The sequence below is a fragment of the Burkholderia sp. BCC1993 genome (assembly GCF_905339865.1).
Lineage (GTDB): Bacteria > Pseudomonadota > Gammaproteobacteria > Burkholderiales > Burkholderiaceae > Burkholderia.
This window is the reverse complement of sequence record NZ_CAJPGZ010000030.1, coordinates 46,485-57,599: the sequence shown is the minus strand read 5'-3', so window position 1 is coordinate 57,599 and position 11,115 is coordinate 46,485. Positions and strand designations below refer to the sequence as shown.

Below are 11,115 nucleotides of genomic sequence, written 5' to 3'. Positions count from 1 at the left end.
TCGTACGGCTCCTTTCATACTGAAAAAGTCCGCCGAAAACTCGCTTACATCATGGCACTGTTTACTGGGGGCCGCTCAGCCGCCGACATTCCGATGGACGTGCCGCACCGGGTCGTCACGATGCCCAGCGGGCGGCACGGACACGCTGCCGCGCAACGCCACGGCCATCATCGCTACATCGCCGCACCGTAAAGGTGATGTGCGTCGGTCAGTGCATCCGCGACGAGTTGCAGGCCGTCCAGACACCGCGCCCGGTCCTGCGGCCCGCCGAGGCAAATGCGAATCGCGGCCGGCGGGTCGCCGTCCGTCGAAAATGCCGCGCTGGCCACGGCGGCCACGCTCCGGCTCCGCAGATGCTGCGCCAGATCGGGGGCCGTCCACAGGCATTCGCGCGGAATCGGCAGCCAGAGATGGAAACCGTCGGGGTGGGCATCGAAAGGCCATGCGCCGAGAATCCGGCCTGCGATCGCCTGCCGTGCACGCGCCTCCGCTCGAATCGCGGCCAGCATCTCGCTCGCCGTGCCGTCGTTGATCCATTGGGTCGACAGCAGCATCGTGAACGGGCTCGGCATCACGGTCGTGGCGCGCAACGCACCGGCGATACGCTGCGCTTCGCGCACCGTCGGCGCCAGCAGGTAAGCGATTCGCAGCCCGGCGCCGAGGTTCTTCGACATGCCGGTCACGTAATAGGTCAGTTCGGGCGCCAGCAACGCCAGGGGTGGCGGTGCGTTCTGCGGCAGCATCGCATAGGCGTCGTCCTCGATGATGGGCACGCTGTAGCGCATCGCGATATCGGCCAGCGCTTCGCGGCGCCTGAACGGTATCGTGAGCGTGCTCGGATTCTGCAGGGTCGGATTGCAGTACAGCGCGGCGGGCGGTCCGCTTCGGCAGAGCGATTCGAAGGCGTGCGGCAACGGCCCGTCGTCGTCTCGTGGCAGCGGCTGCAACTGCACGCCCAATTGCGATGCGATTGCCTTGATGCCGGGGTAAGCGAGCGAATCGAGGCAAATCGCGTCGCCGCGGCGCGCAAGCCTGGAGACGAGCGCGACGAGGGCGCTGTGGATCCCCGGGCAAACGAGCACGGTATCGCTACTGCAGCCGGGCAGGCGATTGGCCAGCCACGCGCGGCCGGCGGCGCGATCCGCCGGCGTGCCGCCGAAATCCTGGTATCGCATCAGTTGGTAAGGATCCGCCGAGGCGAACAATGCCGCTGCCGATTGCTGCAGCCGGCCGGCCATCTCGGCCGGTTCGGGGGGCATGTTCATCGACATCTCGATGCTGCTCCCGCCCGACAGCTGGATCGTTCGCGTCGGCCCGCGCACGAATGTTCCGCTGCCTGCCCGCGTATCGAGCAAGCCGCGTCGGCGGGCTTCCGCATAAGCGCGGGCCACCGTCGTGTAGTTCAGGTTCAGCGCACCGGCGAGATCGCGCAGCCCGGGCAGGCGGTCGCGCGGTTTCAGCCGGCCCGCCGCGAGATCTTCCTCGATGAGGTCGGGGATCAGCAGATAGGCCGGTTTCCTGCTTTCCAATAGTCGCTTCGACCAATGATGGATTGCGTAATCCATACCTGTTTCCATTTGACGATTCAACAAAACGTTAGCACGACGCATTAATCGAAAAATATATATATCGCCACGTCGAGGCCGGATGATTGCATTGATCGCATCGTGTATCGGATTGATGCATCGATGCACGCCGGATGCGCATCGGCTCGCTCCCGCTGCATCAGTCAGGTGCGCCGACCGGCCCGATCGGGCCGATTCCGGCCGGCTCCGGATCGGGGCATGCAAGGATCGAACCGACTGCAGCGGCATTTATCGATTGAATGATTGGAGAGTGATTGCATCAGCCTGCGCCTGGTTGGCATATGCGTTGCGTTAATGAGGTCGCCCGGATTCAAAAGCGTTCGGGAACCTCGTTCAACTCATTTTCAGACGGAGCGTGCCATGCCTGCAGTCAATCAGCCTCTGCACAAGAAGGGAGATTTCCTCGTCGACTACGAGGAAAAGGTATTCGAAGACGTCAAGGCGGAACCGGGCGAAAAGGCGCTCGTGACGTTCCATACGGTTGCGTTCGAAGGATCGATCGGCTTCGTGAACCTGCTGCAGGCGACGCGCCTGCAACGCAAGGGGTTCGAGACGTCGGTGCTGCTCTACGGCCCCGGCGTGACGCTCGGCCTGCAACGCGGGTTTCCGACGCTGGGCGACGAGGCGTTTCCCGGTCACCTGAACTTCAACAAGCAGCTCGTCAAGTTCATGGAAGAAGGCGGGAAAGTCTACGCGTGCCGCTTCGCGCTGCAGGCGCTTTACGGGCACGGCGAAGCGTCGCTGATCGAGGGCATTCGACCGATCAATCCGCTCGACGTGCTGGATATCCAGCTGCTTCACCGCAAGGAGAACGCGCTGGTCATCCATACCTGGACCGTTTGACCGAATGACGGGTGCCATCATGTCCGACAAACGCATCGTTCGGGCCGCCGCCGTCCAGATCGCCCCCGATCTGGAACGCGCCGGCGGCACGCTCGACAAGGTCTGCGCGGCGATCGACGAGGCCGCCGGCAAGGGTGTCCAGCTGATCGTCTTTCCCGAGACATTCGTGCCGTACTACCCGTACTTCTCGTTCGTACGGACGCCGGTCGCGTCCGGTGCCGATCACATGCGGCTCTACGAGCAGGCCGTGGCGGTGCCGGGGCCCGTGACACATGCGGTGGCGGAGCGCGCGCGCCTGCACGGGATGGTGGTCGTGCTCGGCGTGAACGAGCGCGACCACGGCAGCCTGTACAACACGCAGCTGATCTTCGACGTCGACGGACGCCTCGCTGTGAAGCGCCGCAAGATCACGCCGACGTTTCACGAGCGGATGATCTGGGGGCAGGGCGACGCGGCCGGACTCAAGGTTGCGCGAACCGGGGTCGGACGGGTCGGTGCGCTCGCGTGCTGGGAGCACTACAACCCGCTCGCCCGCTATGCGCTGATGACGCAGCACGAGGAAATTCATTGCAGTCAGTTCCCCGGTTCGCTGGTCGGCCCGATCTTCGCGGACCAGATCGAGGTCACGATCCGTCACCACGCGCTGGAGTCCGGCTGCTTTGTCGTCAATGCGACCGGCTGGCTGACGGACGCCCAGATCGAGTCGATCACGGGCGATCCGAATCTGCAGAAAGCCCTGCGCGGCGGCTGCAATACCGCGATCGTGTCCCCGGAGGGGCAGCATCTGGCCGAGCCGTTGCGCGCCGGCGAAGGGATGGTGATCGCCGACCTGGACATGTCGCTGATCACCAAGCGCAAGCGAATGATGGATTCGGTCGGCCACTATGCACGGCCGGAACTGCTGAGCCTTGCCATCAACGATCGGCCGGCGACGACGGTGACCCCGATGGGGATCAGCGGGTCGGCCGCACGCGACTTCGAGGGAGATCGTCATGAGCGCGAACGCGAAACCGTCGGCGCAGAGCCGGCAATTGATGACTGAACTGCAGTCGGTCGGGCTGCGCCTCGCGGATCCGCGGGTTGGCGCCGCGAGCCGGCGCGGCGGCGCGGGGCCGTCCGATCACAAGGCCGTGACGGTCGACGGCGTGACCATCATGGTGCCGGTGCACACGAGCACCGCGTGGGATTCGCCGTTCGTCGCGGCGGAGCCCGACGCGGCGGGCGTCAGCCTGCTCTCGCGCGGCACCATCCCGATCGCGAGCATCAGCTTTCCGTCGAGCCCGCGCTTCTACGCGTTGCAGACACTGGAGGGCGTGCCGTATTCGCACATCGCGACGCTGCATGGTGCGGATGTGCTGGCGACCACGGTGTTGCAGACCTGCATTCGCTACGAGAGCCGGCGCAAGACCTGCCAGTTCTGCTCGATCGGCCAGTCGCTTGCAGCCGGCCGGACGATCGCCCGCAAGACGCCTGAACAACTCGCCGAGGTTGCGCGCGCGGCGGTTCTGCTCGACGGCGTCAAGCACATGGTGTTGACGACCGGCACACCGCCGACGCCGGATCGCGGTGCGCGCGTGCTGTGCGAAAGCGCGTTCGCAATCAGGGCGGCCGTCGATCTCCCGATCCAGGCGCAATGCGAGCCGCCCGACGACGACGGCTGGTTCGACCGGATGAAGGCAAGCGGGATCGATACGCTGGGCATGCATCTGGAAGCCGTGACGCCGGCGGTGCGCGAACGGATCATGCCGGGCAAGGCGAGCGTGCCGCTGTCCCGATACATGGCGGCATTTCGCGCGGCCGTCGGCGTGTTCGGCCGCGGCCAGGTCAGCACCTACATCCTCGCCGGGCTCGGCGACAGCGCGGCCGCGATTCTCGACATGTCGCGCGAACTAATCGGGTTGGGCGTGTATCCGTTCGTCGTGCCGTTCGTGCCGATCAGCGGCACGCCGCTGGAGAGTCATCCTGCGCCGTCGCCGGACTTCATGCGGGCGGTGCTCGAACCGCTGGGCGCCATGCTGCGCGACGCCGGCATGCGCTCCGCCGACATCAAGGCAGGCTGCGGAAAGTGCGGCGCCTGCTCGTCGCTTTCGACCTACGAGGGGTGAGCATGTACTGCGCAGAGATGGGACTGGCCGACAGCCGCGACACCTACCGGCCCGCCGAATACCGGATCAAATGGGCGGCGCTTCCCTGGGAAATCGACGAAGCGTACAAGCTGCGCCGGGCGGTGTTCTGCATCGAGCAGGGGATCTTCGCCGGCGACGATCGCGACGATATCGATCGCCACGCGCAACTGCTGGTCGCGGTCAGCTGCTGCGCGGGGCTGCCCGAGCAGGTGGTCGGCACGGTGCGGATTCATGAAACCGTGCCCGGAACCTGGATGGGCTCGCGGCTGGCGGTGCATCCGGCGTTTCGCAGGCAGGGCAGGATCGGCTCGATGCTGATCGCACTGGCCGTCAGCAGCGCGCATGCCGAAGGTTGCCGGACCTTCGTCGCACACGTGCAATCGCAGAACGTGCCGCTGTTTCGTCGGCTTCACTGGGATGCACTCGGCGAAGAAACGTTGTTCGGGCGTCCTCATCAACTGATGCAGGCCCGGCTTGCGCACTATCCGCCGTGCGGCACGCCGTTCGAGGGTTTCGTTCTGCGCTCGGAGGTGCGGCAATGAGTGTCAAGGATCGAATCGCAACGCTGCGCGCAAGCCGCGGCTTCCAGCACAAGCGCGACATCTCCGGCGTGGTCGCGTCGCTCGCGGCGACGTTGCCGAACGGCGAGCGGGATCTCGCGCAGGCGGTTGCACTCGGCGACGACTGCGCGGCGATTCCCGACGCGGACGGCTACCTGTTGTTCGCGATCGAAGGCATGGTCGGCGATTTCGTCGAGTCGATGCCGTGGTTCGCCGGGTACAGCGGCGTGATGGCGAACGTGAGCGACATCTATGCGATGGGCGGGCGGCCGATCGCCGTCGTCGATGCATTGTGGAGCGACGGAATCGACGCCGCGCGGCCGGTGCTCGCCGGGATGGCCGCGGCTGCGTCGGCGTATGGCGTGCCGGTCGTCGGCGGCCACAGCAACACGCGCAGCGCGCAGGGGCAACTGGCCGTATCGATCCTGGGCCGGGCGCGCGCGCTGTTGTCGAGCTTCAGCGCGCGGCCGGGCGATCGCCTGATGATGGCGGTCGACCTGCGTGGCGCATTCGAGGATCCGTATCCGTTCTGGAATGCGTCGGTCGGCGCACCGCCGGCCCGGCTGCGCGGCGATCTCGAGATTCTGCCGGCGTTGGCCGAAGCCGGGCTGTGCGATGCCACGAAGGATATCTCGATGGCGGGCGTGCTCGGTACGGCGCTGATGCTCGTCGAATGCTCGCGCGTCGGTGCGCGCATCGAACTCGACGCGATCCCGCGTCCTCCCGGCGTCGACTTCGATCGCTGGCTGACGGCCTTTCCGAGCTACGGGTTCCTGATGTCGGTGCGGCCCGCGCATGCCGACGCGATCGTGGAACGCTTCGCGGCGCGCGGACTCGCGTGCGCCGTGATCGGCGAAATCGACGCAACGCGCGAGGTCGTCGTCGAAGAGGCGGGCGAAACGGCGGTGCTGTGGGATTTCCGGATCGAACCGTTCATTACCGGCGGCGGAGGTGACCGATGAGTGGCGTGCCCCCGATTTCGCCCATGCCGTCCCCGCACTGCTGGACCGCTTCACATGGGAAGCGAGTGCGCGCAGGCATCTGGAAATCTACCGGGCCAGGCTGGCGCAGCGTGCGCACGTCGTGTCCACTGAATGAGGAGGCATCATGCCGGTCATGCATTTTCGGGTTCGTTGGCCCGATCAGTCGGAAACCAATTGCTATTCGCCTTCGACCGTCGTGTCGGAATTCTTCACGCCCGACACGCGATACGCGCTCGACGACTTCGTCGAGCGCGCCCGGCGCGCACTGGGTATCGCGTCCGATCGCGTGCGCGAGAAATACGGGTTCGCGTGCTCGGCCGCGATGGACGAGCTGGCACGCATCGAAGCGCACGCGGAACGATTTGCGCCGCAGGGCGACGCGACCGTGACTGTCATCGAACTCGTTTGAGGCGTCCGGAACGCAGGAATCCACCGTCTTATTCAACACACATTCAGGACTGCATCATGTCAAGCGAACCCGTTGTTTCATCCGGCCTCCCGGATTCCGATTCCCATCTTGGCGTAGCCGTCATCGGCGGCGGGCAGGCGGGGTTGTCGATCAGCTACTACCTGAAGCAGGCAGGTATCGATCATCTCGTATTCGAAAAGGAGACCGTGACGCACACGTGGCGCAGGCAGCGCTGGGACGCGTTCTGTCTCGTGACGCCGAACTGGCAGTGTGCGCTGCCGGGCTATCCGTATCGCGGTGCCGATCCGCACGGCTTCATGACGAAGGACGAGATCGTCGCGTATCTCGACGGATTCATCCGCAGCGTCGATGCACCGGTGCTGGAACATACCGCCGTCGAGCGTGTGACGCGCGACGCGGACGGACGCTATCGCATCGCGACGTCGCGCGGCGCGTACACGGCGGATCAGGTCGTCGTGGCATCGGGCGGCTACCATCGGCCGATCGTGCCGCGGATGGCCGAGCGGTTTCCGGCAACGATCGTGCAGATCCAGTCGTCGGAATACCGGAATCCGGCCGCATTGCCGGACGGACCGGTTCTCGTGGTCGGATCGGGACAGTCGGGCGCGCAGATCGCGGAAGACCTCCATCTCGCCGGGCGAAAGGTGTTCCTCGCGGTGGGCGATGCACCGCGCTGTGCCCGTTTCTACCGGGGCAGGGACGTCGTCGACTGGCTGGCCGACATGCAGTACTACGACATGCCGGTCGATGCGCATCCGCTGCGCGAAGGCGTGCGCGACAACACCAACCACTATGTGACCGGCCGCGATGGCGGGCGCGATATCGATCTGCGCCGCTTTGCCGCCGAAGGGATGGAACTGTACGGCCGGCTGGAGGATTTCGCAGGCGGGCAGTTGCGCTTCTCCACGGATCTGTCGGCGCAGCTCGACAGCGCCGACGATACGTACAACCGGATCAATGCCGGCATCGATGCCCATATCGAGAAGAACGGGATCGCGGCGCCGCCTGCGACGCGCTACGAACCCGTGTGGCGTCCGGCCGGCGAGCGCACGGCGCTCGATCTCGCGGCCAGCGGCATCGCATCGGTCATCTGGAGCATCGGCTTCACCCCGGATTTCAGCTGGCTGGATGCGCCGGTATTCAACGGCCGCGGCTATCCCGCGCACCGGCGCGGCGTGACGCCGGTTCCGGGGCTCTACTTCGTCGGGCTGCCCTGGCTATATACGTGGGGTTCGGGGCGATTCTCCGGGGTTGCGCGCGATGCCGCCCATATCGTCGACCAGATCCGGGCCGAGATGACGGCCGCACGGCGCTCGGCCGAAAGCCTGGCCGCCTGACGCCGATGCATACCGCCATCCATCGCTATCGGGCCGGCATGCCGCAACTCGCGCACACGGGGCTCGCGGAAAACTGGCTGCTCAAGGAGTGCGGGCAGCGTCACTGGGACGCGCTGGCCGCGCATGGCGGCCGCGACGTCCCCGAGTTCTTCGACGACGACGGGCGGCGTGCCTATGCGTCGTTCGTTGCGGTGCACGTCGACATGAACCGCCGTCACGCGATTCGCGAGAACGACACGTTCGCGCTTCATGTCGCGCTTCGCAGGGTCGGCCCGATTCGCCATTTCAGCGAGCAGCGGATCCGGCACGGCGACGACGAAGCCGGTATCGTGCGGATGATGTCGACGTTCGTGACGCGTGAACACGCCGGCAGCAACCGCTCGGTGGCGAAGGCGCGCATGACCGGCATCGACGGCAGCACCGGACCGGTTCCGGCCGATGCGCTGGCGATGGCGGAACGTGCGAAGAAGTTGCGGGTGCGGGATGCGTCGATCGTGCCGGCGCTCGCCGGTCTCGCGGAGGGCGACGGCGCAAGCGTCTCGTTCCTGCCGTGCCCGAACATGGATTTCAATGGCGCGGACCTGCTTTACTTCGCCAGCTTCCAGGCATTCGTCGACCGTGCGGAATGGCAGCATTACCGCTTCGAGCAGGCACCCGTGCTGGCGGCGCGTCAACTGTACTTTCATGGAAATCTCGACCTCGGCGATTCGTTGACCGTGCGTTTCGCGCGTGCTCGATCCGATGCGGATGGCCTGTTGCACTGGAGCGAAATCGTGCGCGACGGCGACGGGACGAAGATTGCCGATGTGATCACGCAAAAGCGCTGGAGTCGGGCATGAAAGAAGCGGCGTGCATGGAGCCGGGCGCCGACGTGGAGAACGTCGCGCGGAACGATCGAGGCGCGCGCGCGGTGCCGCTGCGGAAACTCTACACGCGGAGCGATCTCGACGCCGTCGCGCATCTCGACGGCATGCCCGGAGCGTGGCCCTACGTGCGCGGGCCGTACGCGTCGATGTATACCGATCGCCCATGGACGATCCGGCAATACACGGGGCATGCCGACGCGGCAGATTCCAATCTCGCGTTTCGCACGGCGCTCGCGCAGGGGGCGCAAGGGCTGTCCGTGGCATTCGACCTGGCGACGCAGCGGGGCTACGACTCGGACTGCGCCGACGCGCAGGCCGATGTCGGCGTGGCCGGCGTCGCGATCGATACGGTCGAGGACATGGTGCGGTTGTTCGACGGCATTGCGCTCGACGCCACGACCGTGTCGATGACGATGAATGGCGCGGTCCTGCCGATCATGGCGGCGTTCGTCGTGGCCGCCGAGGAGCAGGGCGTGCCGCCCGAGCGGATCGGCGGGACGATTCAGAACGACATCCTGAAGGAGTACATGGTCCGCAATACGTGGATCTTCGGGCCGGAACCGTCGATGCGGATCGTCGCCGACGTCGCGTTGTGGCTGGCTCGGCATGCGCCGCGCTTCAATGCGCTGTCGGTGTCGGGATATCACTTCCAGGAAGCCGGCGCCGATGCCGTGCTCGAACTCGCGCTGACGCTGTCGAACGCGCGCGCGTACGTCGACACGATGGCCGCACGCGGCATGCCGGTGGATGAAGCCTGCTCCCGTCTGAGCTTTTTCTTCGGCGTCGGCAGCGATTTCTATACGGAAATCGCCAAGCTGCGCGCGGCGCGTCTGCTGTGGGCGGAGATCGCACACGCGTGCGGCGCGCATTCGCCCCGGGCGTGCGCACTGCGCATGCATTGCCAGACGTCGGGCTGGTCATTGACGGCACAGGAGCCGGAAAACAACATCGTTCGCGTGACGGCGCAGGCGATGGCCGCGGCGTTCGGCGGCACGCAGTCGCTGCACACGAATGCGTACGACGAAGCGCTTGCGCTGCCTTCCGCGGCGGCGGCGCGCCTCGCGCGCAATACGCAGCTGATTTTGCAGCATGAAACGGGACTGTGCGACACGGTCGATCCGTGGGCCGGCTCGTACATGATGGAGTCGCTGACGGACGGCATCGCGACACGCGTGCGCGCCGAACTGGCCGCCATCGCCGCGCAGGGCGGCGTGATCGCCGCGATCGAGTCCGGCTGGGTCAAGCGGCGCTTGCTGCGTGCCGCGGCCGCGACGCAGGCGCAGGTCGATTCCGGGTGCCGGACCGTGGTCGGCGTGAACCGGTTCGTCGCGGACGAACCGACTGGCGAATTCATGGTGCGTGAGATGGACGGCCGTCATGTGCGTGCCGGGCAGACGCGGCGAATCGCAGCCGTCAAGGCCGCGCGCGATCCGGCGCGGGTTGCGGCGGCGTTGCAGCGGCTGGCCGACGCGGCGCGTGACGGCACCGCAAACCTGCTCGCACTGGCGATCGACTGCATGCGGGCACGTGCGACCGTCGGGGAGTGTACGCGCGCGCTGGAATCGGTATGGCCGCGACATGCTGCGGCGGTGGAAGCGGACGGCGAGGGCGTCTACGGCGAACATCGGCGAGACGACGCCGCATGGCGGGCGGCGAAGGGCTGCGTCGACCGGCTGGCGACACGCGCGGGACGCAGGCCGCGCATCGTGATCGCCAAGCTCGGCCAGGACGGACACGACCGCGGTGCGGCCGTCGTCGCAGCCGCGCTCGAGGACGCCGGATTCGACGTCCTGCGCCTGCCACTGTTTCAGCAACCCGCATCCGTGGCGGCAGCCGCGCAGGCGCATGGTGCCGATATCGTGGGCATTTCGTCGTTGTCGGGCGCCCACCTCGAGCTCGTCGAAGGGCTGCTCGACGAACTGGCATTGCATCGCGCCCGGATTCCGGTGGTGTTGGGCGGCATCTTTTCGGCCGCGGATATTCGCCATCTGAAGGCGAAGGGCGTCGCGGCGACGTTCGGGCCCGGCACACCGCTCGATGCGATCGCGCAAGCGCTGTGCGCATGTATCAACGCATGAGTCGTTCCTCGAGAAGTTCAGGGTGCGGTCAGAACGAGGCGCCCGTCAGGAACGCGTGAAACGCATGCTGGATCTCTGTTCGGGCTGCCCGGAACCGCACGCCGCTCACGCCCCCGACGCCACTCCATTTGCCCCCCAGTGGATCCGATCCTGCCGCGCCCGCCGGTGTCGTTGCCGATAACCGCGGCATGAGGCGCTGCACGTCAAGAAGCAGTTCGCTCCCAGTCAACTTCTGAAAATTTCCGCGCCGGACGATTGCCCTGACGCCGCACCGACACGCGACACGTGCCGGAACGGGTCAACGGG

General features: G+C 66.4%; 11 protein-coding genes. 10 read left to right on the top strand and 1 reads right to left on the bottom strand.

What is annotated here, in order from left to right:
• A partial coding sequence (locus U4Y91_RS35040; protein ID WP_321808911.1) for a hypothetical protein occupies positions 1-192 on the top strand: 192 nt, incomplete at its 5' end.
• Here U4Y91_RS35040 and U4Y91_RS35035 read toward each other — a convergent pair.
• On the bottom strand, positions 174-1,565 hold the full coding sequence (locus U4Y91_RS35035) for a PLP-dependent aminotransferase family protein (RefSeq protein ID WP_321808915.1): 1,392 nt from the start codon (positions 1,563-1,565) through the stop codon (positions 174-176). The genes U4Y91_RS35040 and U4Y91_RS35035 overlap by 19 nt on opposite strands.
• 381 nt (positions 1,566-1,946) lie before the next feature.
• Here U4Y91_RS35035 and U4Y91_RS35030 point away from each other — a divergent pair, with 381 nt between their 5' ends.
• The 9 genes from U4Y91_RS35030 to scpA all read left to right on the top strand — a co-directional run bounded on the left by U4Y91_RS35030 (position 1,947) and on the right by scpA (position 10,809).
• Positions 1,947-2,429, top strand: coding sequence for an MSMEG_0572/Sll0783 family nitrogen starvation response protein (locus U4Y91_RS35030; RefSeq protein ID WP_006405208.1), 483 nt, complete (start codon positions 1,947-1,949; stop codon positions 2,427-2,429).
• A gap of 19 nt (positions 2,430-2,448) precedes the next feature.
• Complete coding sequence (locus tag U4Y91_RS35025; RefSeq protein ID WP_321808910.1) at positions 2,449-3,471, top strand: Nit6803 family nitrilase; 1,023 nt, start codon at positions 2,449-2,451, stop codon at positions 3,469-3,471.
• Positions 3,464-4,534, top strand: coding sequence for an MSMEG_0568 family radical SAM protein (locus U4Y91_RS35020; RefSeq protein ID WP_321808914.1), 1,071 nt, complete (start codon positions 3,464-3,466; stop codon positions 4,532-4,534). Before U4Y91_RS35025 ends, U4Y91_RS35020 begins: the two co-directional genes overlap by 8 nt.
• Before the next feature lie 2 nt (positions 4,535-4,536).
• Positions 4,537-5,097 (top strand): MSMEG_0567/Sll0786 family nitrogen starvation N-acetyltransferase, encoded by a 561-nt coding sequence (locus U4Y91_RS35015; protein WP_321808913.1) that lies wholly within the window; start codon positions 4,537-4,539, stop codon positions 5,095-5,097.
• Positions 5,094-6,077, top strand: a complete 984-nt coding sequence (locus tag U4Y91_RS35010) for a sll0787 family AIR synthase-like protein (RefSeq protein ID WP_321808909.1) — start codon at positions 5,094-5,096, stop codon at positions 6,075-6,077. The genes U4Y91_RS35015 and U4Y91_RS35010 overlap by 4 nt, the downstream gene beginning before the upstream one ends.
• A gap of 145 nt (positions 6,078-6,222) precedes the next feature.
• Positions 6,223-6,507 carry an MSMEG_0570 family nitrogen starvation response protein gene (locus U4Y91_RS35000; protein WP_321808908.1) on the top strand — a complete coding sequence of 95 codons (285 nt, stop codon included), beginning with the start codon at positions 6,223-6,225 and terminating at the stop codon, positions 6,505-6,507.
• Positions 6,508-6,563: 56 nt separating this feature from the next.
• Positions 6,564-7,865, top strand: coding sequence for an MSMEG_0569 family flavin-dependent oxidoreductase (locus tag U4Y91_RS34995; RefSeq protein WP_321808907.1), 1,302 nt, complete (start codon positions 6,564-6,566; stop codon positions 7,863-7,865).
• Between the two features lie 5 nt (positions 7,866-7,870).
• A complete protein-coding gene (locus U4Y91_RS34990) occupies positions 7,871-8,704 on the top strand; it encodes a Pnap_2097 family protein (RefSeq protein ID WP_321808906.1) in 834 nt (277 codons plus the stop codon).
• Positions 8,701-10,809 carry a methylmalonyl-CoA mutase gene (gene scpA / locus U4Y91_RS34985; protein WP_321808905.1) on the top strand — a complete coding sequence of 703 codons (2,109 nt, stop codon included), beginning with the start codon at positions 8,701-8,703 and terminating at the stop codon, positions 10,807-10,809. The genes U4Y91_RS34990 and scpA overlap by 4 nt, the downstream gene beginning before the upstream one ends.
• Positions 10,810-11,115 lie beyond the last annotated feature (306 nt).

Bases quoted from the DNA above. Each gene is read 5' to 3' on its own strand.
- U4Y91_RS35020 (WP_321808914.1), top strand. From the start codon at position 3,464: ATGACTGAACTGCAGTCGGTCGGGCTGCGCCTCGCGGATCCGCGGGTT.
- U4Y91_RS35010 (WP_321808909.1), top strand. From the start codon at position 5,094: ATGAGTGTCAAGGATCGAATCGCAACGCTGCGCGCAAGCCGCGGCTTC.
- U4Y91_RS35035 (WP_321808915.1), bottom strand. From the start codon at position 1,565: ATGGATTACGCAATCCATCATTGGTCGAAGCGACTATTGGAAAGCAGG.
- U4Y91_RS34990 (WP_321808906.1), top strand. From the start codon at position 7,871: ATGCATACCGCCATCCATCGCTATCGGGCCGGCATGCCGCAACTCGCG.
- U4Y91_RS34995 (WP_321808907.1), top strand. From the start codon at position 6,564: ATGTCAAGCGAACCCGTTGTTTCATCCGGCCTCCCGGATTCCGATTCC.
- U4Y91_RS35000 (WP_321808908.1), top strand. From the start codon at position 6,223: ATGCCGGTCATGCATTTTCGGGTTCGTTGGCCCGATCAGTCGGAAACC.
- scpA (WP_321808905.1), top strand. From the start codon at position 8,701: ATGAAAGAAGCGGCGTGCATGGAGCCGGGCGCCGACGTGGAGAACGTC.
- U4Y91_RS35030 (WP_006405208.1), top strand. From the start codon at position 1,947: ATGCCTGCAGTCAATCAGCCTCTGCACAAGAAGGGAGATTTCCTCGTC.
- U4Y91_RS35025 (WP_321808910.1), top strand. From the start codon at position 2,449: ATGTCCGACAAACGCATCGTTCGGGCCGCCGCCGTCCAGATCGCCCCC.
- U4Y91_RS35015 (WP_321808913.1), top strand. From the start codon at position 4,537: ATGTACTGCGCAGAGATGGGACTGGCCGACAGCCGCGACACCTACCGG.